Genomic DNA, 23,628 nt, shown 5'->3' with positions numbered 1-23,628 from the left:
GGGCGGGACGGATCAGGACAACATCGACTGGCCGACGCGCAGGCTGCTGCGGCGCAGGCGCCAGCCCATCAGGATGGCGGCGGCGGTCAGGCCGACGATCAGGCCGATCCACATGCCCTGCGGGCCCATGCCCAACCCCAGGCCGAGCCCGGCGCCGAGCGGCATGCCCAGGCCCCAGTACGCGAACATGGCGATGAACATTGGCACCCGGGTGTCCTTCAGGCCGCGCAGCGCGCCGGCCGACAGCACCTGGATGCCATCCGGGAACTGGAAGGTGGCCGCGTACAGCAGCAGGGTGGAGGCCAGGCCGGCCACCGCCAGGTCGTTGGTGTAGACACTGACGATCGCATCGTGGCCGAACAGCAGTACCGCCGCCGAGAGCGTCTGGGTGCCCATGATGATCGCGTAGCCGGCCCAGGCCGCACGCCGTACACCGAAGCCATCGCCACGGCCGACCGCATGGCCGACGCGCACGGTGGTGGCCTCGGCCACGCCCATCGGAATCATGAAGCACAGCTGGGCGACGTTGATCGCGATCTGGTGCGCGGCAGCTTCGTTGGCACCGAGGCGCCCGATCAGCAGCGCGGTGACGATGAACAGGCCGCCCTCCATCAGCACGGTAATGCCGATCGGCAGGCCGGTGCGCAGCAGATCCCAGATCGCCGACCAGCGCGGTCCTTCGAAGTGCGAGAACAGCTGTAGGTGGGCGAAGCGCTTGGTGAACCACAGGTAGGTGGCGAAGGCGATCGCCTGCAGCCACATCATCACCGCCGAGGCGATGCCCAGGCCCTCGGCGCCCATTTCCGGGAAGCCGAGCTTGCCGTTGGCCAGCACGTAGCCCATCGGCGCCAGCACCAGCAGGCCGCCGAAGCCGAGCAGCATGGTCGGCAGCGTCCAGTGCATGCCCTCGCTCAGATAGCGCATGCAGAAGTACAGGGTCAGCGCCGGGCCGCCCCAACGCACCGCATGCAGGAACGCGGTCGCCCCTGGCACGATGTCCGGTGCGATGCCGAATGCCGGCAGCAGCGGCGGCACCACGGTGAGGAAGGTGAACATGATCAGGCCAAGGCCCAACGCCAGCCACAGTGCCTGGCGGAACAGCGGGCCGATCTCGCGCTCGCGGCCGGCGCCATGCAGCTGCGACACCGAGGCGGTGAGCGAGATCAGGGTGCCGATCGGGATCAGCATCGGCAGCCACAACAGCGCCGTGCCGATGGTCACCGCGGCCAGGGTCGCGGTGGCATGGTGGCCGGCAATGACGTTGTCGACGAAGGAGATCAGACCGGTGGACACATGCCCGAGCACAAGCGGCAGGGCGAGCAGACCGGTGGCGCCGACTTCCTTGCTGAAGCGCGGCGTGGAGGTTGCAGTAGACATAAGGTGCTTGACGCGAACTGCGGTTGCGCGCGAAGGGCACAGGCACCGGGTTGCGGGCCGCCATCTTACGCGTGCAGCGCGCGCATTCCCATGACATGGCGTGAATGCTGGGTTCCGGCAGGCCCCGGCATCACGTGTTGCGATCGCGTTACCGGGGGAAAACGCCCGCCCTGTAGAGTCGACTGTCAGTCGACTTCCGCGCGCAGCGCGAGGTTTTCGCGGTTCTGTATGAAGAGCAGTCGACCAACAGTCGACGCTACCCCGTCGCCGTTACGCCTTCCGGTTTACTGCCCCGCCTGGCGCTTGAGCCAGGTGTCGCGCTCGGCGGGCGGCACGGCGAGGAACGCGCTGCGCACGGTGTCGCGTTCCTGCGGTGGTGTGCGTTGCGCGACCAGGGTGAGCTGGGCCAGCTGCGCCGGGCTGAGCTGGCGCAGCACGGCCAGCGCGGCCTCGCGCTGTTCCGGCGGCACGAAGCCGAACAGGCCGTGCAGCTTGGGGAATTCCAGGCCCAGCTGCGGGCCCAGCCGCCAGCCTTCGCGGAATGCCTGGTCCTGCGCCTGGAACTGCTGACGCAGCCGTTGCTGCTGCTCGGCCGGCAGTGCGTTGAATCGCGCAGCGGCCTGACGGATCCGCTCGCGTTCGCTCTCGGGCAGGGCGCGCCAGGCCGCGTAGTCGGCGCGACGCTGGCGTTGCTGCGGGGCGTCGAGCTGGGTGAACGCAGCCGGCGTCGTGCTTGTGGAGGCCGGGACCGGGGCCGCCGGCGAACTCCCCGGCACTGGCGGCGGCAGCGGTACGTTCAAGGTCTGCGGCGCGGCGGACAGCGACAACGGCAGGGCCAGCAGCAGGCTGGCGAACAGGGTCTTATTCATCGGCAGCGGCGGTTTCCAGCGTGGCGCTGGCCGGCTCGGGCCGGCTTGGCTTGGATTGCGATTCGTCCACCGGCAGCGGACCACCGGCCGCCGTCCACGCATACAGATCGGCATCGGCCACCAGCGGATAGTCACGATCGGCCAGCATCGTGGCGTCGTCCGTGGCCTGCGCAGGGGTCGCGTCCGGCGTGGCGTTGACCTTGCTTGGCGGCAGTGCTTCCACCGTGACCGGCCCCGCTTCACCCACCACGCCTTCCGGCAACAGGGCATCGCTGCCGAACGAATGCCCCTGCCAGTAGCGCCAGCCCAGCGCGGCGGCCAGCAGTACCGCCACCGTGACCAGCAGGATCAGTGGGCCGCGCCAGCGCGGCTTGGCATTCGTACGACGGCGCTTGCCGCTGGCGGGCGCACGCTCATCGCGCTGTGGTGCACGCCAGCTGGCGGTCGGGGTTTCATTGTTGGCAGCCGGCGCGGCGGGTTGCTGCAGCTGCTGCAGGCGCTTGGCCGGCAGGTCGCGTATACGCGCCTGCACCTGTTCGGCCAGCTGGCGCCAAGCCGAGGCATCGGGCTGGCCGTGCGCATCGCGCGGGCAGGCGTCGGCCAGCAGGTGCTGGTAGCCGGCCTCATCCTGGTCGAGCACGCGCATCGCGATGCCTTCATCCAGGCTGCCGCCCACACGCAGCAGCAGCGCCAGGCGCGGCAGCGATCCCATCTCGCCCAGCGCAGCCAACGGCGGCGCCCACTGACCGCCCACCGGTTCGCGCATTACCTGGCGCTGGCCCAGCAGGGTCCAGAAGCGGGTCGGCCACTGCGCCATCGGCAGGTCACTGGCGACTGCCGCAAACGCGCGCATCACCGCCACCAGGGTCTGCTCGGCGCGGGCAGCATCGCCGCACTGCAGTTCAGCCACCACCAGGGCGCGGCGTTCAACGCCTCGCAGGAACGCCGACAGCGCGCCGGCCGCGGTCGAGGAAACAGGGGCGGGCACAGCCGTCATCGGTCACTCCAAAGGTCTGCCCGCATGATAGCGGCAGGCAATCGGCGCCCGTAGGACTTGCGCCAGCAGGCACTTCGTGCTGCAGGTTGTGCACAGCACCAAGACCCGACTGCGGAAAACTGGGGCATCCAGCTGAATTCACTCTGTTTCAGCTTTGTTTCACACTTAACCTGTTGATTTTGAAAGCTTTTACCATGTGGCTATTTTTTGACCAACCCGAGCATGAGGCCGTCGCTATCGGCCTTCTGCGTTTCCGCTGGCGGTTAACACACAACGTTATCCACAGAACATGTGGATAAGACTGAATCTCCAATGGACTCCGATATTTAGGTGACATTTATGCTTCAACGGGCATCGCCCGGCCACACCCGCTCCTGCCATTCGCGCGCGCATGGGCCGTTACACTGGCCCGATGCTTTCACCGATTCCGACCCTGCAGGTCGCCCTCCCCGTCCCCCTGCCCCGCCTGTTCGACTACCTGTCGCCGGAGGGCGAGGCCCCCACGGCGGCGGTCGGCTGCCGTGTGAAGGTGCCGTTCGGCAACCGCGAACTGGTCGGCGTGGTGGTCGGCCACGGCCAGGCCGACGACGGTCAGGGCCTGCGCCAGGCGCTGGCCTGGTGCGATCCGCAGCCGCTGCTGCAGGGTGAGCTGTGGCAGAGCCTGCAGTGGCTGGCGCGTTACACCCACGCACCGCTGGGCGAGGTGCTGAGCACCGCCCTGCCCGGCCCGCTGCGCCATGGCGAGACCCTGCCCGACACCCACCACTGGGGCTGGCAGCTGACACCCGAAGGCCATGCCCAGCGCGAGAAGCTGCGCGCCGGCAGCCGCCCGCGGCAGTTGGCCGAACTGCTGGCCGAGGCCGTGGTGGATGAGGATGTGCTGGGCGAACGCATGCAGGACTGGCGCACCGCCGCTCGCAGCCTGGCCAAGCGTGATCTGGCCGAGCGCGTGGCGCTGACGGTGGCACCGCAACATGCGCAGCCACTGCCCGGACCAACGCTCAACCCGGACCAGGCCGAGGCGGTGGCCGCGATCAACGCCGGCGAAGGCTTCCATCCCTTCCTGCTGGATGGCGTGACCGGCAGCGGCAAGACCGAGGTCTACCTGCAGGCGATCATCCATTGCCTGGCGCAGGGCAAGCAGGCATTGGTGCTGGTGCCGGAAATCGGCCTGACCCCGCAGACCCTGGCACGCTTCCGCGGCCGCCTCGGCATCGCTGTGCACGCGCTGCACTCGGGGTTGAACGACAACGAGCGCGCGCGCGTCTGGGCGGCGGCCTCACGTGGCGAGGCACGGGTCATCGTCGGCACCCGCTCGGCGGTGTTCACGCCATTGCCGCAAGCCGGCCTGCTGATCGTCGACGAGGAACACGACGGCAGCTACAAGCAGCAGGACGGCATCCGCTATCACGCGCGCGATTTCGCTCTGGTGCGCGCCAAGGCACTCGGCATCCCGGTGCTGCTCGGCAGTGCTACCCCTTCGCTGGAAACGCTGCACAACGCCTATGCCGGGCGCTACACCCACCTGCGCCTGAAGCAGCGTGCCGGTGATGCACGGCCGCCACGCGTGCGCATCCTCGATGTGCGCAAGCGGCCGCTGCACGATGGCCTTTCGGCCGACGTGCTGGCCGGTATCGGCGAACACCTGCAGCGTGGCCAGCAGGTGCTGGTGTTCAAGAACCGCCGCGGTTACGCGCCGGTGCTGCTGTGCCACGACTGTGGCTGGACCGCACCGTGCAACCGCTGCGATGCACCGATGACCGTGCATGGCGGCGGCCGACGCCTGCAGTGCCATCACTGCGGCGCGCGGCAACCGGCACCGCTGGCCTGCCCGGCCTGTGGCAGCCTTGCGCTGCAGCCGCAGGGTATCGGCACCGAACGACTGGAAGAACATCTGGTCAGTGCCTTCGCAGATTTCCCGGTGGTGCGCATCGACCGCGGCACCACCTCGCGACGTGACGCGCTGGAACAGCAGCTGGCGAAACTGGGCGACCAGCCCGGCATCCTTGTCGGCACGCAGATCCTGGCCAAAGGCCACGACCTGCCCAAGCTGACCCTGGTGGTGGTGGTTGGCATCGATGAGGGCCTGTTCTCGGCCGACTTCCGCGCCAGCGAAAAACTGGCACAGCAGCTGATCCAGGTCGCAGGACGCGCGGGACGTGCACGTGATCCTGGTGAGGTCTGGCTGCAGACCCATCACCCCGGGCACCCGTTGCTGGAAACCCTGGTGAGCGGTGGCTACCACCCGTTCGCGCAGGCCGAGTTGAACCAGCGCCAGGCCGCCGGATTCCCCCCCTTCGCGCACCTGGCACTGATGCGCGCCGAGGCACAGCAGGTGGAGCATGCCAATGCGTTCCTGCTGGCGGCGCGGCAGCTGCTGGGCGAGCAGGACGTGGTGGAGGCCTACGGGCCGATGCCGGCGCCGATGCCGCGGCGCGCCGGTTACCAGCGCACCCAGCTGCTGCTGTCTGCGCTGCAGCGGCCGCCGCTGCATGGGGTGCTTTCGCAGTTGGTACCGCAGCTGTACGCGCTGCCGGAAGCACGCAAGGTGCGCTGGTCGCTGGATGTGGATCCGACGGACCTGTATTGATCCGGTCGGTGCTGCGTAGAGTCGAGCTTGCTCGACTGCCTCATGCAGAAGCAGTCGAGCAAGCTCGACTCTACCAACGGCCCTGCCGCTTACGTCAGCGGCGACATCACGCCGCGCTGGTAGGCCGGCCGCTCGCGCAGGCGCGCGTACCAGTCGGCCAGGTGCGGCAGTTCCGGGCGCTGGATCGGCAGTTCGAACCAGGCATAGATCAGCGAGCCCAGCGGAATGTCACCCATCGCGAACGTCTCGCCCGACAGCCAAGGCTGTCTGGCCAGCGTGGCATCAGCCATCGCCAGGTAGTCGCCGGCGCGCACGATGGCGGCATTGATCCGCGCTTCGTCACGGTCGGCCGGGGCGGTGCGCATGATGCCCCAGATCAGGTCGGTGTACAGCGGCGCCATCCGCGAGGTGCTCCAGTCCATCCACTTCTCGGCCTGGGCACGTTCCATCGGGTCTTCGGCGTACAGCGTGCCCAGCGCATAGCGCGCGCTCAGGTAGCGCACGATGGCATTCGACTCCCACAGCGGCAGGCCGTGGTCTTCGATCACCGGCACCAGACTGTTGGGATTCATCGCTTGGTACTCCGGCGTCTGCGTGCCGCCGTGGCTGCCACCAACTTCGATGGATTCGTACGGCAGCCCGATTTCCTCGGCGCACCACAGGACCTTGCGGACGTTGCTGGAATTGCGGCGACCCCAGATCTTCAACATGCGGGTTTTTCCTTGCTGGCAATGCGAGCGGCAACGATACGCCTGATCGGGTGGGGAGTGTGGGTGGCGGATACGGATCCGGTATCTGGGCGCTGCCGGCCAGCGGCCGGCACTACCGGTTCTTTTTCGGCAGCGCGCGCACGTAGGACGACTTTCCGTCCTTCTTCAGCTCGAACAGGCCGATCGCTGCCAGCAGGTCACTGAGCTTGCCGTAACCGTAGTTGCGCGGATCGAACGACGCCTGGTTGCCGATCTGGCTGCCAACCGGCCCCAGATGCGACCAGCCATCCTCGCCCTCGGCCGAGGACACCGCGCGGCGCAGCATCTTCACCAGCCGGGTATCGCTACGCATTTCCGCACCGCTCTTGCGTGGCCGGGCATCGTCGTTGGCCACAGGCTCGTTCGATGTCTGTTCGCTGGAAGCCTGTTCGGTATCCGGCACGCTGGCATGGGTCTGGCCCAGCGCTTCCAGGTAGGTGAACTTCGAGCACGCGTTGACGAACGGCTCCGGGGTTTTCTTCTCGCCGAAGCCATACACCTTCACACCATCGGTCAGCAGGCGCATCACCATCGGGGTGAAATCGGCATCGCTGGACACGATGGCAAAGCCATCGAGATTGCGCGCGTACAGCAGGTCCATGGCGTCGATCACCATCGCCATGTCCGAAGCATTCTTGCCCTTGCTGTAGGCGAACTGCTGGATCGGGCGGATCGCATATTCGTGCAGAACCGCCTCCCAGCCCTTCAGCCGCGGGCTCTTCCAGTTGCCATAGGCGCGGCGCACGTTGGCCACGCCGTAGCGGGCGACTTCGGCCAGGACCTCGTCGATCTTCGATGCCGGCGCATTGTCGGCGTCGATCAACAGGGCGATGCGCTTTTCCGGTTCGCTCATGGATTCCTCGCGGGCGGTTGCCTGAACCCGAGTATCGCCGATCCACGCGGGCGCTGACGTGACAGGCGGCCATCATGCGAAGATGCCAGGCGCTTCCCCCAATGCCCCCACTGGAGTGAGTCGATGAGTCGCGAGCGCGTTCCCCACCTGGTTGTTGTCGGCGGCGGTTTTGCCGGCCTCTGGGCCACCCGTGCCCTGGCCCGCGAGCGCATACGCATCACCCTGGTCGACCGCCGCAACCATCACCTGTTCCAACCGCTGCTGTACCAGGTGGCCACCGCCGGTCTGTCCGCTCCGGATATCGCCGCACCGCTGCGCCACATCCTCGGCCACCAGCGCAATGTGGAAGTCCGCCTCGGCGAAGTGGTGACCATCGACAAGCAGGCCCGGCAGATCCGCATGGCCGATGGCAGTACGCTGGACTACGACAGCCTGCTGCTGGCCACCGGCGCCACCCACGCCTATTTCGGCAACGACCAATGGGCCGATGATGCGCCTGGCCTGAAGACACTGGACGATGCCATCGCGCTGCGCCGCAAGCTGCTGCTGGCGTTCGAACGCGCCGAAGCGGAACCGGACCCTGAGAAGAAGGTCGCATGGCTGAGCTTCGCCGTGGTTGGCGGTGGACCTACCGGCGTCGAACTGGCGGGCACCCTGGCCGAGATCGCGCGCCATACGCTGCGCAATGAGTTCCGCCACATTGATCCGGCCAGTGCGAAAGTGCGGCTGGTCGAGGCCGGGCCACGCGTACTGTCTTCGTTCCCTGAAGTGCTTTCGTTGAAGGCGCGTCGGCAACTGGAAAAACTGGGCGTGGAAGTGCTGACCGGCACCCCGGTGAGCGACATCGACAGCCAGGGCTTCAGGCTCGGCGATCAGTTCGTGCCGGCACGCACGGTGGTGTGGGCCGCCGGTGTGGCCGCTTCACCGCTGGCGCGCACGCTGGACGTGCCGCTGGACCGCGCTGGACGCGTGCAGGTGCAGCCCGACCTCACCCTGCCTGGCCACCCGGAACTGTTCGTGGCCGGCGATCTGGCCGCGCTGAACCAGGCCAACGGCAAGCCGGTGCCTGGCGTTGCCCCTGCCGCCAAGCAGATGGGCAAGTATGTGGCCGAGGTGATCCGCGCGCGCCTGCACGGCAAGACCGAGCCCGGTCCGTTCAAGTACGCCGACTTCGGCAACCTGGCCACCATCGGCCGCATGGCCGCGATCGTGCACCTGGGCAAGCTGCAGCTGTCCGGTGTGCTGGCCTGGTGGTTCTGGCTGGCCGCGCACGTGTTCTTCCTGATCGGTTTCCGCAACCGCATCGTGGTGCTGCTGAACTGGGCGGTCGCGTACTGGAGCTACCAGCGCAGCGCGCGCATCATCTTCGGCGATGACCAGGACGACCGGCGGCCGAGGCGCTAGGGCTGCACGCATGTTCCTGTGGAGCCGAGCCATGTCCGGCTGTACTTCGCGCGGATTGGCAGAAGCCGAGCATGGGCTTGGCTCTACGGCGCCTTCGGTTTCGGGTACCACAGCGCGTTGACGATGACCCAGCGCTGCCCGAAGCGCCCCATGTGGAAGTAATCGATGAACCACGGGGTTTCCAGCCGCACCGAGGCGGCGTTGCCGGTCACGTCCAGCACCGTACAGCGGCGATCCCATTGATCCTTCGGCGTCTTCAACACGCCCTGCTTCGTCAGCGAGACGAGTTCTTCCTTCGACATGCGGCGCAGGCCCAGGCGTTCGTCGGGTGTATCGCCGAGGACCGCGCGCTTGGCCAGGTCCGGGTGCAGAGAGCGGGCGACGCGCTGCGGGTCGGCCTCCAGCTGGCCGTCGACGTAGTCGTGGCAGGTGGCTTCGATGGCCGCGATCGTGGCCGGATCGGCGGCGGGGCTCGTTGCTGCGGAGAGAGCGAACAGCAGGGCGATCGTGGACATCCGGGTCTCCAGCGCTGAGGGCCGCGGGGCGATCATGGCATGGCTGGAAGCGCCCATCCACGCATGGCGTGGATCTACTGTAGAGCCGAGCCCATGCTCGGCTTCACCATCAGGCAGCAGCAACAACAACCGAGCGTGGGCTCGGCTCTACAGAAGCGCAGGATCCGGCGCCTGCAGCCAGGCCAGCTTGCGTTCGCGCGGCTGCTGCTTGAGTTGCCACTCGGCCCGCGAGGCGGCGGCCCGATCCGGGTACTCGCGCACGGCCAGCACGCGCAGCGGCGGCCTCGCCCGGGTGTAGCGCGCGCCCTTGCCCGCCTGGTGGGCGGCGAAACGCGCGTCCACGTCGGTGCTGATGCCGGCGTAATAGCTGCCGTCGCGGCATTCGAGCAGGTACAGGAACCACGGGCGGAGGGACGGGGCCATGCCCGGATTATGCCGTGCTGCACTGCAGCGGATATACTGGCGCCCGAATGCAGGAGAGAGGCGCCGCGCTGGCGCCCGCCGAAGGCGCAGGCTCCCATGATCGCTCAGGCCGGTGGGCTGGAATCCCACCAACCATGCATTCGACTCGCCGAGCTGGAGAGAGGTCACCGGGCACGCCCGGGGCGATCCGCCGAAGGGGCACGCGGCCCATGCCGCTGAACTCTCAGGCAAAAGGACAGCGGGAGCGGCACCGGTCGTCGTCATCCCGTCATTGCGCAGGCAGTGGCGGTGGTCGCGCATGGCCGGCCCCACCGCGCCCGGAGCCTGTCCCATGCTGCTGTCCGTCATCTACCTGATCGCCATTTCCGCCGAAGCCATGACCGGCGCACTTTCTGCCGGCCGCCGCCGCATGGACCTGTTCGGCGTGGTCATGATCGCCTGCGTCACCGCCCTCGGTGGTGGTTCACTGCGCGACATCCTGCTTGGCCACTATCCGCTGGGCTGGGTGAAGCATCCCGAGTACCTGGGCTTCACCGTGTGCGCGGCGCTGATCGCCACCTGGGTGGCGCGCTGGATGCACCACTTCCGTCGCACCTTCCTGGTACTCGATGGTCTGGGCCTGATCGCCTTCACCCTGATCGGCTGCTCGATCGCGCGCGAAGCCGGCCATGCGATGCCGATCGTGCTGATCGCCGGCATGCTGACCGGCGCGTTCGGCGGCGTGCTGCGCGACATCCTCTGCAACGAGGTGCCGCTGATCTTCCAGAAGGAGCTGTACGCGATCATCGCGCTGCTGACCGGCGCGGCGTACCTGTTGCTGCTGCACTGGGGCGTGGCCGACGCCACCGCGATCCTGTGCTGCCTGGGCGGCGGCTTCGCGCTGCGCCTGCTGGCGATCCACTACCGCTGGGAAATGCCGAAGTTCGTCTATCACGACGAAGTGCATTGAGGTTCGCGCGGCGCAATCCGCACCACCCCGGCGATGTACCTGGCGCTGTCGCTCATGCGCAGCGCCAGGCGCATCGCCGGTGCAGATGGGCCGGTCTCCAACTCCGACCGGCCCTGATCGCGGCCGCACCCCCGCAGGCGCTGGCCGCCATCCACACACGTGCCGCACTCAAGCGGCTTCGGACACCTTTACGTCGCGACGGACGCGCACGGCCGCGGCCAGTCGCTCCAGCACCGTCACGGTGGTGTCCCAGTCGATGCAGCCATCGGTGATGCTCTGCCCGTAGACCAGCGGCTGGCCTTCCACCAGTTCCTGGCGGCCACCGACCAGATGGCTCTCGATCATCACGCCAACGATGCGCTGTTCGCCGTCTTCCAGCTGAACGGCGATGTCGTCGATCACCTTCGGCTGGTTCTCCGGGTTCTTCAGGCTGTTGGCATGGCTGGCATCGATCATCAGGCGCGTCGGCAGCTTGGCCTTGGCCAGCACCTGGCAGGCCTCGGCGACACTGGTCGCGTCGTAGTTCGGCTGCTTGCCACCGCGCAGGATCACGTGGCAGTCCGGGTTGCCGGTGGTCGACACGATGGCGGTGCCGCCCTGCTTGGTGACCGACAGGAAGTGATGCGGATTGGACGCCGCACCCACCGCGTCAGCGGCGATCTTCACGTTGCCATCGGTGCCGTTCTTGAAGCCGACCGGGCACGACAGCCCCGAGGCCAGTTCGCGGTGCACCTGGCTTTCGGTGGTGCGCGCACCAATGGCGCCCCAAGCCACCAGATCGGCGATGTACTGCGGCGAGATCACGTCGAGGAACTCGACACCGGCCGGCAGGCCGAGCTTGTTGATGTCGCGCAGCAGGCCACGGGCAATGCGCAGGCCCTTGTCGATCCTGAAGCTGCCATCCAGGTCCGGGTCGTTGATCAGGCCCTTCCAGCCCACCGTGGTGCGCGGCTTCTCGAAGTACACGCGCATGACGATTTCCAGTTCGCCGGCCAGCGCGTCGCGCAGCGGCTTCAGGCGCTGGGCGTACTCGATGGCGGCCTTCGGGTCATGGATCGAGCACGGGCCGACCACCACCGCCAGGCGGTCGTCGCGGCCGTGCAGGATCTGGTGCAGGGCCGCGCGCGAGGCGCTGACGGTGTCGGAGGCTTCATCGTCACAGGGCAGCATCGCCAGCAGCTGGGCGGGCGGTGTCAGCGGTTCGATGGTGCGGATACGCAGGTCGTCGGTGTGCGGGGGCATTGCGGGAGATCTCCGGAACGTTGGGGGTCCCCAGCGTGGCGGCATGAAAAAAGCCGCCAGGTTCGCTGGCGGCTTTCGGGAATGCGTCTGAAGCTTTCTTCAGGGTGAGCGCAGTCCTTCCTCCGCCAGTGGCTTCGGAAAGTAATACCAGTAAAAGCTGGTGGGGGCTGCGTTCATGGGATCTATTGATAGCACAGCTTTTGCGCAGTGCAAAATGTTTCATCCGCAACTGGGGACGCGGTTCAGCGGGATGCGCGCCCGCCCGGCCTACACGGCGGCAACCACGCAACGTCGCTCATTTGCCGTGCACTTCCACGTCCAGCAGCAGGCCCTCGTGGATGTCGGCCCAGCGTTCCAGCACGCGATCCAGTTCCTGCCGGGCCTCGTCCAGCTGCTCGGGGTTGAGCAGGGAACGCGCGGTGTAGAGGTCGGAAACCAACCGCCGCAGGGCCGATTCCTGGATGGCCACCGACGGCCCCTCCAGCCCCGGCAACTGCAACGCCGGGCTGTCGCCAAGCGGGCCGAACAGCGTGACCTGGAGCGTGCTCTGCATGATCGACTTCCCTGCGGATGGACATGGGCAATGTCCTGTTTACCGCGTCTGGGTGACAGGCGCATGTGCCATGCGCGTCCGGGGTGCCGCTACAAGGCGGCCAGATCGGCCAGGTGCTGGACCATCCCCTCGTCCGCGCCCAAGGCGTTGGTGGTGGTGAAGTACTGATGCCAACCGGTGGCGGCAATGCTGGCCACCAGTACATCGGCGTCCGCGCGGCTTGCACAGCGCCAGACCGCATAGAACTGCTCATCGCTGCCGCGCTGTACGCCCGTGGCAATGCGGCCCATCGCCAGCGGTGTGATGCGGGCTGGATCGAACTGCTGCATGCCGGCACCGATACGGGCGAAGAAGGCATTCCGCTGCTCGGGCTGGAGCGTGGTCCAGGCGGGGGTGGCGGTGTAGAGCTCGATGAAGGTGTGCGACATGGTGGTTCTTCCTTGAGGTTGACGAGATTACGGAGTTGCCAGCCAGCGGCCGGCACTACCGGAGCGAGCGCAATGCGCGTTTGCGGATGTAGGCATTGGCGTCGCTATGGCGCTCGTGCTGCCAACGCGTGCACAGCTGGCGCAGCCACTGCGGCTGGGTCTTGCCGGCATCATTGAGCCAGTTGCCCACGGAGTCCTGCACATAGCGTTCCGGGTCGTCAGCCAGTGCTTCCAGCAGCGGCAATGCATGTTCCGGGTGCCGCTTGAACAGCGCGATATGCGTGGCCCAGACACCGCGCGGACGCAGTGCTTCGCAGGCGAAGCGGCGCAGGTACGGCGATGTTTCCTGTGTCCACGGTTGCAGGTACTCAAGCGCCTGCACCGGCGCGGCAACGATGTCCGTGCGTAGCGCCAGCCACGCCCATTCGCGCACACCGAAGTGTGGATCATCGGCCAGCGTGCGCATCTGCTGCAGCTTCTCTGCCAACGTTGCGCGGGCATCGCTGCCGATCAGGTAGCAGGCCCAACCGCGCACGGTATCGGCGCGGTGATGCTGCCAGAGCGCAGGCACGCCCTGCCCCGCCTCACGCAGCAGTTGCGCAGCCAGGGCCATGCGCAGCGTGATGCCCTTGCCTGAGGCATCCTGCATGCGTTGCAGCGCTTCGGGTGCAAGCACAGGTGCCACCACCTGCAGCAGCGTGGCGAAGTCCACTGCCAGGCATTCGGCCAGATGGGTGGCGGCGACGCGGCCGGAGTTGAGTGCTTGCCGGCGTTCCACAGGAATGGACGTACTCATGCTGCGGATTCCCGCCCGGCATCCGTGTGCTGCCAGACCTTGTGCAGCAGCCGCGAAAGCTGCTGCTGTTCATCGGTGTCCAGACCATTGAACAGGCCACCGATCCACTGCGTGTGCTGGTCGAACAACGTCTCGGCCAAGCGTCTTCCCGGTGCGGTCAATACAATCTGCAGGCGACGGCCATCTTCGGCATCGCTGCGACGCTGCAGCAGTCCTTCACGCTGCAGGCCATCGAGCAGGCCACTGATGGTGGCGCGGGTCACGCCTGCGCGCTCGGCCAGCACGTGGGGCGGCAACGTGCCGCCGGCCCCATGCAGCAGGAACAGCACGATGAAGCGACCCTCGCTGAGCCCGTGCGGTGCCAGCCGGGTAGCGCAGTCGCGATCGATCGACGAGGACAACGAGAGCAGCTGGAAGCACAGGCGCAGCTGCGCGGTGCTGGCATGGCCGCGTCGCTGTGCCTCATCCATCAGGGCATGGTGCTTGGCTTCGATCATCTCAGGCACGCGATATTGTTAGGCGCCTAATCATACGCAAAAATAGCCGAAACCTGTAAACCACAGCCGATATCAGGGAAGCCTTCCCAGCAGCAGACGCGCGATCAGTCCACCCCCCTCCCGGTGCAGAAGCTGCAGTTCGCCCGCATGCCGCCGCGCTACATTGGCGGCGACCGCCAAGCCCAGCCCGGTCCCACCCGTGGCGCGGCTGCGCGAGCTCTCGCTGCGCTGGAAGGGCTGCAGCAGGCGTACTCGGTCGCCCTCGGCGATACCTGGGCCGCGATCCATCACCTCCAGCTGGACCCCTCGCTCAACCACGGCAACCCGCAGCTCCACCGCCCCGGCATAGCGATCGGCGTTGTCGATAAGGTTGTCGAACGCACGCCGAAGCAGCAGCGCGTCGCCGTGCCAGGGCAGACTGTCCGGTCCCTGGCTGGAGATCTCTACACCGCGCAGCAACGCTGCCTGCACGCACTCCTCCAGCAGCGCGGCCAGATCCAGCGGGCGCATCTGCAACGGCTGCAGTTCACCGCGTGCGTAGTCGAGCACCTGCTCGATCATCGTGTCCATGCGCTCGATGTCCGCCACCATCCGGGCCGCCTGTGGTGCGGGCGCGAATTCGGCGCGCAGTCGCAGGCCGGTCAATGGTGTGCGCAGGTCATGCGCCACTGCAGCCAGCATATGGGTCATGTCCTGTGCCTGCGCACGCAGGCGCTCTCGACCGGTCCCGATCGCGGCGGCCAGCATCTGTACCTCGCGTGGGCCATCATCCGGCAGGGGCGTTTCGGCCTGCAGGTCCACACGTGCACTGGCATCGGCCAAGCGTCGTAGTGGACGCCCCAGCCGGATCGATGCCCACGCCGCCAGCGGCGCCAACAACACGGCACCGCCCAGCAGCGCCAGTATCACCTGTCGCCGCCAAGCTGCCAGATCACTGTGATCGCTGCCAACCACCTGCCATCGGCCATCGGCCTGGCGCACGCCCAGTTCAAATGGCGGCCATTGCATCGCGGTCAGCACGGCAGCCTGCGCCTTCAGTACCCCGGCCCGCGCCGTGGCGTCGAGCAGGGCGCCGCCTTCGATGACCTGCACATCAGGCGCCTTGCCCTGTCCGCTCCAGACCAGCCGAACATCCTCCACCGGCAAACCCATCTGCAGCGCCGCCAACTGGGTGAGCCAGTCACTGGCACTGCCCTGTGGTGGCGCATCCTGCGTCGCCAGATGCAGGCCCAGTGGTGCCGCGGCCTGTTCCCCTCGCAGCACCTGCACGGCCTGGTCCAAGCGCATCGGTGGCGGCGCGGGCCGCGGCATCCAGCCAACCACGGCCACGCTGACCAGTGTCGCCAGCAGCAGGCTGGCCAGGGCCAGCATCGTGATCCAACGCGCGGTCGGCCACCGGCTGCTCACAGCAGCTGTACCTCGGCGTCGAAGCGATAGCCTTCGCCACGCGATGTCTGCACCAGCGATTCCGCACCGGGTGAGGCCTGCCCGAGCTTGCGGCGCAGCCGGCTGATTGCCAGGTCGACTGCGCGGTCGACGCTGTCACTGGGCTCGCCACGGCTCAGCTGCAGCAGCTGCTCGCGCCCCAGCACCCGCCCGGGGCGTTCGGCCAGCGCCAGCAGCAGGCTGAATTCACCACGGCTGAGCACCAGCTCGTTCCCATCCGGCGCCAGCAGGCGACGTTGTTCCGGCAGCAACCGCCAACCAGAAAAGCGCAGTTCACTGGCGACCTGCGCGCGCAGCTTGTCCTGCCGGCGCAGCAGCGCACGTACCCGCGCCAGCAGCTCGCGCGGGTCGAACGGCTTGGCCAGATAGTCGTCCGCGCCCATCTCCAGGCCGATCACCCTGTCCGGTGCGCTGCCCATCGCCGACAGCATCAGGATCGGAATGGCCCGTGCCTGCAGCCGGCGGCAGACCGACAGGCCATCCTCACCGGGCATCATCCAGTCGAGGATGATCACGTCCGGGCGATCGACCTGCAGCAGCACGTCCAGCGCCGTCGCGTCCGCCGCGACCCGCACCTGGTAGCCATGCAGCAGCAGGCAATCGGCGATGGCATCACGGATGCTGGCGTCGTCATCGACAACGATGACACGGGCGGGAGTCGTCATGCGGGCAGTATCAGGCAGGTCTGTATCAGGACGGTATCAACGCCGATATTCCCGCGATACGCCGCTGCGCGCCAATGGCCACCCATGATCACTGCGGAGATTGCCTTGCGCCTCATCCCATTCTTCCTGCTTGCTGCCCCGCTGCCTGCGCTGGCGTCCGATGCCCCCGAACACATCCTGCCGATGTGGATGCAGGGCGGTCATCCGGCCGTGGCCGTGTCGCTGGACGGGCGTGCCGAACCGCTGCGCTTCGTGGTCGACAGCGCGGCAGGCGCCACTCTGGTCGATGACCGCGTCGTGCGGCGCTATGGCCTGGAGGATGCGGATGCAGTGGTATCACAGGCCCAAGGGGCGAGTGCAGCTTCCGCGCGGTTGCAGCGCATGCGCAGCACGTCCTGGCAGCTGGGCAGTTGGCAGCTGCAGGCCCAAGCCATGAAGGCCGATCTGTCGTCGTTGCCGAAGGAGGATGATCCGGCCATTGACGGCTTGATCGGCAACGATCTGACCGGACGCTGGGACACCCGTTGGGACTTCGGCCGCAATCAACTGTCGCTGTGGACACCCGGCGGATTGAACCTGGAAGGACCGGGCTGCCAGCCCAATGTGCTGCCCGGCCGCACTGGCGGCCTGCGCCAGTTCGGCTTCATCACGCTTGCACTGGGCGCGCCCGCGGTGGACGCCATCGCCGTGGTCGATACCGGTGCCGCGCAGACCGTCCTCAACGCCGAAGCAGCCCGCGCACTGGGGCTGCGCACCGACGGCAGCGACGCGCGGGTGCGGGTGCGTGAAAAGGGCACCGAAGGCCTGGGCGGCGGAAAGCAGGCAACCTGGCTGTACACCCTGCCCGGCATGACCGGCGGCGGCTGGCAGCACCCGTCGATGGAGGTCCGCATCAGCGAACTGCCAGTGTTCAAGGCGATCGGCCTGGAGGGCCGGCCGGCGCTGATCCTCGGTGCCGATGCAATGCGCGGCGGCCAGGTGGACATCGGTGCCGGCGCGGCCCGGGTCTGCCTGCGCCGGCCGCAGGCCAGCTGACATCTGGCAATGACGCCAGCGGCAGCCTGGCGTAGCATCACCGTGCGCCCCACCAGGAGTTCCACGCATGTGCCGTGCCACCCTGATGTTGCTGACGCTGCTCCCGCTGGCGGTACTGGCCGCGCCGCCACCCGTGCCCTCGCCGACTCGCATCGATGCCGAAGCACAGCGGCTGATGCAGGCAGCCCATGCGCGCGGGATGGCGCTGGCGGTGATCGATGACGGCAAGGTGGTGCATGTGGCTGCCTACGGTGAACGCAACGCCGCAGGCGAGCCGCTGCGCACCGACACCGTGATGTACGCCGCATCGCTCACCAAGATGGCCTTCGGCCACCTGGTCGCACAGCTGGCGCAGGACGCGCGTATCGATCTGGATGCCAGCATCGCTACCGCCCTGGACAAACCATTGCCGGACTATCCACCGGAACCGAAGAAGTACGCCGACTACAGCGTGCTGGCGAGTGATGCGCGTTGGCGCCAGCTCACGCCGCGAAGGCTGCTGAACCACGCCAGCGGCTTCGCCAACTTCGGCTTTCTCGAACCGGATGGCCGGTTGAAGTTCCACTTCGAGCCCGGCAGCCGCTACGGCTATTCCGGCGAGGGCCTGATCCTGCTGCAGTTCGTGATCGAACGTGGGCGACTGGGCGAGGATGTGGGTGCGTTGATGCAGCAGCGCGTGTTCGATCGCTTCGGCATGGCGCACAGCAGCATGTCGTGGCGCGCGGATTTCGCCGGCAACCTGGCCGATGGCTGGACCGCCGAAGGCAATACAGAGCCGCACGATGAACGCAGTCGTGTGCGGGCGGCAGGGTCGATGGATACCACCATCACCGACATGGCGCACTTCGCCGCCGGCTATGTGCGTGGCGATGGGCTGTCTCCGGCAATGCGCAGGGAGCTGGTGCGGCCGCAGCTGCCGATCACCACCGCCAGCCAGTTCCCAACGCTGCAGCCGGAGCTGCCCGTTGCGCAGCAGCACAGGGATCTGGCCGCGGGCCTGGGCGTAGTGACCTTCCGTGGCCCCCAGGGTGCAGGCTTCTACAAGGGCGGCCACGACGATGCGGTCGGCAACACCCTGGTGTGCATCGAGCGGCACAAACGCTGCGTGGTGATCCTGGGCAACGATGTACGGGCGGAGGCTGCGTTCCCGGCACTGGTGGCGTTCGTGCTGGGTGATACCGGCGTGCCATGGCAGTGGGAGTACGGCGCGGCGAAGGCATTCGTCGAATGACGGTGCGATGACGCCTGCGTGGGGAGCGCGGCGGGATGGGAGCATCCATGCATGGCGTGTGGATCCACCTCACGCGTGGATGCCTGCCCCGCTCAGCGCGCCTGCTCGAAGAACATCAGGTACACCAGCCGGCCATTCTCCGGGCGGTCGCCGAACGCCGGCCCGGCGGTGTGCCAGAACCAGGGCCGCAGCAGCAACAGCCGGTTGAAGCGCATCGGGATGCGCATGGTCATTTACCACTGGCTGTCGTCGTTGCTGTCGCGCTCGATGATGTCACGATGCATGTCGCCGCCGTTGGCATAGCCCAATGCGGCCAGCTCCGCTGCATCCAGGGCCATGCGCTCGGTGCCGGTGCGGCGGTGGCGGAAGAACTCTGTGCCGCCCTCGCAGTGCTCCGGTGCACTCAGGTAGAGGATGCCCGACCAGTGCGAGTGATCGGCGTGCACCTTGGCGCGGCCGGTATCACCGGCCAGGGTGAGGCGGAACTTGCCGTGCGACTGCAGTGGGTTGACCGGCCGCAGCGGTTCGTTGACCAGCCGCGAGACCGCGCCTGACAGTCCATCCAGTTCCAGCCGCTGCTGCGAATTGCGGCCGGAGAATGCGCCGTCCTGCACCGGATAGGTCAGGCCCAGCGCCGCCTGGCGCAGCCCCTGCGCATCGGCAGGAGAAAGGAAGTCGTCGACGACGATGAACGAGGTAGGCATGGCCACCGAGCGTAGCGATGCGCTGCGGCGGCGGCAACCGGGCAACGAAAAACCCCGCCTTGCGGCGGGGTTCTTCCTTGCATCGGGACGGCGTGCCGACCAGGGCCGGCACCGACCGCCGGGGGCGTGGACTTAGAAGTCCATGCCGCCCATGCCACCCATGCCGCCCATGCCACCGGCGCCACCCATGGCCGGCTCGTCCTTCTTCGGAGCTTCGGCAACCATGGCTTCGGTGGTGATCATCAGGCCAGCAATCGAAGCGGCGTTCTGCAGCGCCGAACGGGTCACCTTGGTCGGGTCCAGGATGCCGAACTGCAGCATGTCGCCGAACTCGCCGGTGGCGGCGTTGTAGCCGAAGCTGCCGGTGCCTTCCTTGACCTTGTTGATGATGACCGACGGTTCTTCACCGGCGTTGGCAACGATTTCGCGCAGCGGGGCTTCCATCGCGCGCAGGGCGATCTGGATGCCGTGGTTCTGGTCTTCGTTGGCACCCTTCAGGCCGGCCAGCGCGGTGACCGCACGGACCAGGGCAACGCCGCCGCCCGGGACCACGCCTTCTTCAACGGCTGCACGGGTCGCGTGCAGGGCGTCGTCGACGCGATCCTTCTTTTCCTTCATTTCGATTTCGGTCGAAGCGCCGACCTTGATCACGGCAACGCCGCCGGCCAGCTTGGCCACGCGTTCCTGCAGCTTCTCGCGGTCGTAATCCGAGGAGGTGTCCTGGATCTGGGTCTTGATCTGGCCGACGCGTGCGTCGACGGCAGCCTTGTCACCCACGCCATCAATGATGGTGGTGTTTTCCTTGGAGACCTGCACCTTCTTGGCGCGGCCCAGGTCTTTGATGGTGGCCTTTTCCAGCGACAGGCCCACTTCTTCGGAGATCACGGTGCCGCCGGTCAGCACGGCCATGTCTTCCAGCATCGCCTTGCGACGGTCGCCGAAGCCCGGAGCCTTGACGGCCACGACCTTGACGATGCCACGGATGGTGTTGACCACCAGGGTGGCCAGCGCTTCGCCTTCGACTTCTTCGGCAACGATCAGCAGCGGCTTGCCGGCCTTGGCGACGCCTTCCAGCACCGGCAGCAGGTCACGGACGTTGGAGATCTTCTTGTCGTGCAGCAGGATGTACGGGTCATCCAGGTCAGCGGTCTGCGACTGCTGGTTGTTGATGAAGTACGGGGACAGGTAGCCGCGGTCGAACTGCATGCCCTTGACCACGTCCAGCTCGTTGTCCAGGCCCGAGCCTTCTTCAACGGTGATGACGCCTTCCTTGCCGACTTCCTTCATCGCGTCAGCGATGATCTGGCCGATCGACTCGTCCGAGTTGGCCGAGATGGTACCGACCTGGGCAATCGCCTTGTCGTCGGCGGTCGGCTTGGAGATGTTCTTCAGCTCGGAGACGGCGGCCACGACGGCCTTGTCGATACCGCGCTTCAGGTCCATCGGGTTCATGCCGGCGGCAACGGCCTTGGCGCCTTCGCGGATCAAGGCCTGGGCCAGCACGGTGGCGGTGGTGGTGCCGTCGCCGGCGTCGTCGTTGGTGCGCGAAGCAACTTCCTTCACCATCTGCGCGCCCATGTTCTCGAACTTGTCAGCCAGTTCGATTTCCTTGGCGACGGACACGCCGTCCTTGGTGATGGTCGGCGCGCCGAAGCTCTTTTCCAGAACGACGTTGCGGCCCTTCGGGCCCAGGGTGGCCTTGACGGCATTGGCGAGAACGTTGACGCCGCGCACCATGCGCGAACGGGCGTCTTCACCGAAACGAATATCCTTGGCAGCCATTGCGATTACCTCGATGTTTGCACCGGGCCGGGCCCGGCGACGAAAGGGGATGTCTTACAGAAAAGCAGGTCGCGCCGAGGCTCAGCCGATGACGGCGAGCACGTCGTCTTCGCGCAGGACCTTGTACTCGACGCCTTCGCTCTTGTACGAGCTGCCGGCGTACTGGCCGTAGATGACCTTGTCGCCGACCTTCAGCGACGGAGCGCGCACGCTGCCGTTGTCCAGCGGCTTGCCCGGGCCGACGGCCACGACTTCACCCTTGGTGGACTTTTCCTTGGCCGAATCCGGAATGACGATGCCACCGGCGGAGATTTCGTCGGCTTCGATCGGCTTGACCACAACGCGGTCGTGCAGCGGCTTGATGCTCATGAGAGACCTCTTAAGTTATTGATTGGTCTAAAAAAGTCCGGCGATGTTAGCAGTCGTACCAGGCGAGTGCCAGCAACGCGCGTGAAAAAGCCCGACAAGTCGGGAGCACGACAGAGATGGAGACCTCCACAGGCCTTTCAAGGGCTGATCCCGAAATTTTTCTCGGGACCGGGAAACCTGCCTCCCTGCGTGGACGCCTGTATAGGGATGCAGTGCGGCAAGCCAAGGGGGCAAGGGGTGCTATTTAGTGATAGATGTCCCACTGTCAGATATCTGACGTTCATTTACGACAAAGTGTCACTGGATCGGCCTTAGGCTCGGCCGCGCATTCCCAATCACAAGGAGTAGTCGATGCGATTGCTGTCCCCGCTTGCCGCCGCCTGCCTGCTGGCGCTGGCCGCCGCGCCGGCCCAGGCCGAGGTCTTCATCAACGAACTGCATTACGACGACAGCACCGCCGCCGGTGACGTCGGCGAAGCCATCGAAGTGGTCGCTACCGCGGGCGAGGACCTGTCCGGCTACCGCCTCTACCTCTACAACGGCAGCAATCCTTCGGCGGCCACGGTCTACGCCAACAACCCGGTCCCGGCCGGCACTGCCGCCGGCTGCGGCAGCGCCACCATCGCCGTGGTCAATTACCCGACCAATGGCCTCCAGAACGGCCCGAACGACGGCATCGCCCTGGTCGATGCCAGCGGCAAGGTGGTCCAGTTCCTCAGCTACGAGGGCGCCATCACCGCCTCCGGTGGCCCTGCCGCCGGCATGACCAGCCAGAACATTCCGGTGGCCGAGACCAACAGCACGGCGCCGGGCACCTCGCTGCAGCTGACCGGCAACGGCAGCCAGTACGCCCACTTCACCTGGGCCGAATCGGCCAAGCAGACGTTTGGCAGCTGCAACAACGGCCAGACCTTCAGCGGTGGCGGTACCCCGGGTCCGAACACGCCGCCGTCGGTGTCTACCACCACCCCGGCACAGGGCAGCAGCACCTTCCCGGCCGCCGCCGACCTGGAAGTGGTGTTCAGCGAGACGGTGAACCTGGCCAGCGGCGCCTTCGCGCTGAGCTGCGGCACTTCCGGCAGCGTGCCACTGACCTACCCGGCCAGCGGCCGCAATGTGAAGCTGTCCACCAACACCGCGCTGGTGGCCGGTGAAGCCTGCCGCTTCGACATCCGCGCCGCGCGCATCACCGACCTGCAGGGCGCACACCCGGCTGCCGACAGCCGCATCGCCTTCACCGTGGCAACCACCGGCGGCAATCCGGACCCGGGCAACCCCGGCGTGCCGGCCGGTTACTACTCCAGGGTCAACACCAGCAGCCCCAGCCAGCTGCGCTGCTCGCTGCACGCCACCATCAAGGGCCACACCGCCTACCCGTACAGCGGCTCGGGCACCAGTACGTGGACCATCCTGGAAATCGCCGACGAGGATCCGAACAACAGCGGCAGGATCCTGGATGCGTACCGCAACCGCAGCTACGCCAAGGTGACCGACCGCGCCGGCAGCGGCAGTGGCCTGAAGTACAACCGCGAGCACACCTGGCCGAACTCGCTGGGCTTTGCCAGCACCACCGGTGACAAGGGCCTGCCTTACGCACCGTATACCGACACCCACATGCTGTACCTGACCGACGCGCAGTGGAACGCCGACCGTGGCAACAAGCCGTTCGGCAAGTGCGACGCCAACTGCGGCGAGCGCGCCACCGAAGCCAACAACGGCCAGGGCGGCGGCAGCGGCGGTTACCCGGGCAACTCCAACTGGGTGCGCACGCCGGACGGCAACACCGGCACCTTCGAGGTGTGGGGCAAGCGCAAGGGCGACATGGCGCGCGCGGTGATGTACATGGCGATCCGCTACGAGGGCGGCAAGGATGCGGCCACCGGCCAGTCCGAGCCGGACCTGGAGCTGACCGACGACCGCAGCAGGATCGTCAAGACCAGCAGTTCGCCGGCCTACATGGGCCTGCTGTCGACCCTGATCGACTGGCACCTGTCCGATCCGCCGGATGATGCCGAGCGTGCCCGCAACGATGTGGTCTACAGCTTCCAGGGCAACCGCAATCCGTTCATCGACCACCCCGAGTGGGCGACCCCGGCCCTGTTCACTTCGGCCAAGCCGGCCACCTGCCAGCTGGCCAACTGACCGCGCAACGCA

At 67.1% G+C, this 23,628-nt stretch carries 23 protein-coding genes, 1 pseudogene and 2 riboswitches; of the genes and pseudogenes, 6 read left to right on the top strand and 18 right to left on the bottom strand.

What is annotated here, in order from left to right; genetic code table 11:
- Window positions 1-12: 12 nt before the first annotated feature.
- The 3 genes from R1H25_RS00525 to R1H25_RS00515 all read right to left on the bottom strand — a co-directional run bounded on the left by R1H25_RS00525 (window position 13) and on the right by R1H25_RS00515 (window position 3,243).
- Window positions 13-1,377, bottom strand: coding sequence for an MATE family efflux transporter (locus tag R1H25_RS00525; protein ID WP_317222315.1), 1,365 nt, complete (start codon window positions 1,375-1,377; stop codon window positions 13-15).
- Between the two features lie 284 nt (window positions 1,378-1,661).
- A complete protein-coding gene (locus R1H25_RS00520; RefSeq protein ID WP_208042957.1) occupies window positions 1,662-2,246 on the bottom strand; it encodes a DUF3106 domain-containing protein in 585 nt (194 codons plus the stop codon).
- Window positions 2,239-3,243, bottom strand: coding sequence for a hypothetical protein (locus tag R1H25_RS00515; protein ID WP_317222314.1), 1,005 nt, complete (start codon window positions 3,241-3,243; stop codon window positions 2,239-2,241). Before R1H25_RS00515 ends, R1H25_RS00520 begins: the two co-directional genes overlap by 8 nt.
- Before the next feature lie 412 nt (window positions 3,244-3,655).
- Between R1H25_RS00515 and R1H25_RS00510 the strand changes: the two genes are divergently transcribed.
- Window positions 3,656-5,833 (top strand): primosomal protein N', encoded by a 2,178-nt coding sequence (locus tag R1H25_RS00510; RefSeq protein ID WP_317222465.1) that lies wholly within the window; start codon window positions 3,656-3,658, stop codon window positions 5,831-5,833.
- Between the two features lie 89 nt (window positions 5,834-5,922).
- On the opposite strand, the gene R1H25_RS00505 is transcribed toward R1H25_RS00510, so the two are convergent.
- Entirely contained in the window at window positions 5,923-6,543 is a 621-nt protein-coding gene (locus R1H25_RS00505; RefSeq protein WP_046984253.1) for a glutathione S-transferase family protein, read from the bottom strand.
- Window positions 6,544-6,658: 115 nt separating this feature from the next.
- Window positions 6,659-7,435 (bottom strand): annotated as a pseudogene (locus R1H25_RS00500) (NYN domain-containing protein); the annotation flags it as partial.
- 123 nt (window positions 7,436-7,558) lie between these two features.
- Between R1H25_RS00500 and R1H25_RS00495 the strand changes: the two are divergent.
- Window positions 7,559-8,839 carry an NAD(P)/FAD-dependent oxidoreductase gene (locus tag R1H25_RS00495; RefSeq protein ID WP_317222312.1) on the top strand — a complete coding sequence of 427 codons (1,281 nt, stop codon included), beginning with the start codon at window positions 7,559-7,561 and terminating at the stop codon, window positions 8,837-8,839.
- Between the two features lie 83 nt (window positions 8,840-8,922).
- On the opposite strand, the gene R1H25_RS00490 is transcribed toward R1H25_RS00495, so the two are convergent.
- Window positions 8,923-9,354 carry a nuclear transport factor 2 family protein gene (locus R1H25_RS00490; RefSeq protein ID WP_317222311.1) on the bottom strand — a complete coding sequence of 144 codons (432 nt, stop codon included), beginning with the start codon at window positions 9,352-9,354 and terminating at the stop codon, window positions 8,923-8,925.
- 147 nt (window positions 9,355-9,501) lie between these two features.
- Window positions 9,502-9,777, bottom strand: coding sequence for a GIY-YIG nuclease family protein (locus tag R1H25_RS00485; protein WP_012481382.1), 276 nt, complete (start codon window positions 9,775-9,777; stop codon window positions 9,502-9,504).
- Window positions 9,778-9,817: 40 nt separating this feature from the next.
- Window positions 9,818-9,907, top strand: a riboswitch (glycine riboswitch).
- 13 nt (window positions 9,908-9,920) lie between these two features.
- Window positions 9,921-10,024: riboswitch (glycine riboswitch) on the top strand.
- Window positions 10,025-10,108: 84 nt separating this feature from the next.
- Between R1H25_RS00485 and R1H25_RS00480 the strand changes: the two genes are divergently transcribed.
- Window positions 10,109-10,726 (top strand): trimeric intracellular cation channel family protein, encoded by a 618-nt coding sequence (locus tag R1H25_RS00480; protein WP_019338935.1) that lies wholly within the window; start codon window positions 10,109-10,111, stop codon window positions 10,724-10,726.
- A gap of 168 nt (window positions 10,727-10,894) precedes the next feature.
- Here R1H25_RS00480 and R1H25_RS00475 read toward each other — a convergent pair whose 3' ends face one another.
- The 7 genes from R1H25_RS00475 to R1H25_RS00445 form a co-directional block, all read right to left on the bottom strand.
- Entirely contained in the window at window positions 10,895-11,968 is a 1,074-nt protein-coding gene (locus R1H25_RS00475) for a 3-deoxy-7-phosphoheptulonate synthase (protein ID WP_317222310.1), read from the bottom strand.
- A 295-nt stretch (window positions 11,969-12,263) separates the two neighbouring features.
- Window positions 12,264-12,521 (bottom strand): hypothetical protein, encoded by a 258-nt coding sequence (locus R1H25_RS00470; RefSeq protein WP_005411217.1) that lies wholly within the window; start codon window positions 12,519-12,521, stop codon window positions 12,264-12,266.
- Between the two features lie 89 nt (window positions 12,522-12,610).
- Entirely contained in the window at window positions 12,611-12,949 is a 339-nt protein-coding gene (locus tag R1H25_RS00465; protein WP_317222309.1) for a DUF6616 family protein, read from the bottom strand.
- A 55-nt stretch (window positions 12,950-13,004) separates the two neighbouring features.
- The gene (locus R1H25_RS00460; RefSeq protein WP_317222308.1) at window positions 13,005-13,745 is read right to left on the bottom strand and encodes a DNA alkylation repair protein; all 741 of its coding nucleotides are present in this window, start codon (window positions 13,743-13,745) and stop codon (window positions 13,005-13,007) included.
- A complete protein-coding gene (locus R1H25_RS00455) occupies window positions 13,742-14,242 on the bottom strand; it encodes a MarR family transcriptional regulator (RefSeq protein WP_317222464.1) in 501 nt (166 codons plus the stop codon). The genes R1H25_RS00460 and R1H25_RS00455 overlap by 4 nt, the downstream gene beginning before the upstream one ends.
- Before the next feature lie 72 nt (window positions 14,243-14,314).
- Window positions 14,315-15,613, bottom strand: a complete 1,299-nt coding sequence (locus R1H25_RS00450; RefSeq protein WP_317222462.1) for a HAMP domain-containing sensor histidine kinase — start codon at window positions 15,611-15,613, stop codon at window positions 14,315-14,317.
- Between the two features lie 32 nt (window positions 15,614-15,645).
- A complete protein-coding gene (locus R1H25_RS00445; protein WP_317222307.1) occupies window positions 15,646-16,353 on the bottom strand; it encodes a response regulator transcription factor in 708 nt (235 codons plus the stop codon).
- Between the two features lie 105 nt (window positions 16,354-16,458).
- Here R1H25_RS00445 and R1H25_RS00440 point away from each other — a divergent pair, with 105 nt between their 5' ends.
- Together R1H25_RS00440 and R1H25_RS00435 are read left to right on the top strand one after the other, a co-directional pair.
- On the top strand, window positions 16,459-17,388 hold the full coding sequence (locus R1H25_RS00440) for a pepsin/retropepsin-like aspartic protease family protein (protein ID WP_317222306.1): 930 nt from the start codon (window positions 16,459-16,461) through the stop codon (window positions 17,386-17,388).
- Window positions 17,389-17,455: 67 nt separating this feature from the next.
- Complete coding sequence (locus R1H25_RS00435) at window positions 17,456-18,619, top strand: serine hydrolase (protein ID WP_088480073.1); 1,164 nt, start codon at window positions 17,456-17,458, stop codon at window positions 18,617-18,619.
- A 92-nt stretch (window positions 18,620-18,711) separates the two neighbouring features.
- Here the strand turns inward: R1H25_RS00435 and R1H25_RS00430 are convergent, their stop codons facing one another.
- From R1H25_RS00430 to R1H25_RS00415, 4 genes are all read right to left on the bottom strand, one after another.
- Complete coding sequence (locus tag R1H25_RS00430; RefSeq protein ID WP_317222305.1) at window positions 18,712-18,852, bottom strand: hypothetical protein; 141 nt, start codon at window positions 18,850-18,852, stop codon at window positions 18,712-18,714.
- Window positions 18,853-19,323 (bottom strand): hypothetical protein, encoded by a 471-nt coding sequence (locus R1H25_RS00425; protein WP_317222304.1) that lies wholly within the window; start codon window positions 19,321-19,323, stop codon window positions 18,853-18,855.
- Window positions 19,324-19,455: 132 nt separating this feature from the next.
- Window positions 19,456-21,105 (bottom strand): chaperonin GroEL, encoded by a 1,650-nt coding sequence (gene groL, locus R1H25_RS00420; protein ID WP_057500842.1) that lies wholly within the window; start codon window positions 21,103-21,105, stop codon window positions 19,456-19,458.
- 81 nt (window positions 21,106-21,186) lie between these two features.
- Window positions 21,187-21,474, bottom strand: a complete 288-nt coding sequence (locus R1H25_RS00415) for a co-chaperone GroES (RefSeq protein ID WP_006396661.1) — start codon at window positions 21,472-21,474, stop codon at window positions 21,187-21,189.
- Window positions 21,475-21,825: 351 nt separating this feature from the next.
- Between R1H25_RS00415 and R1H25_RS00410 the strand changes: the two genes are divergently transcribed.
- A complete protein-coding gene (locus tag R1H25_RS00410) occupies window positions 21,826-23,616 on the top strand; it encodes an endonuclease (RefSeq protein WP_317222303.1) in 1,791 nt (596 codons plus the stop codon).
- The last annotated feature ends 12 nt before the right edge of the window (window positions 23,617-23,628 follow it).

Origin of the sequence: Stenotrophomonas veracruzanensis, assembly GCF_032911525.1 — a bacterium.
GTDB lineage: Bacteria > Pseudomonadota > Gammaproteobacteria > Xanthomonadales > Xanthomonadaceae > Stenotrophomonas > Stenotrophomonas africana.
The sequence above is the reverse complement of the archived record's forward strand: the minus strand, read 5'-3'. Positions and strand labels throughout refer to the sequence as shown.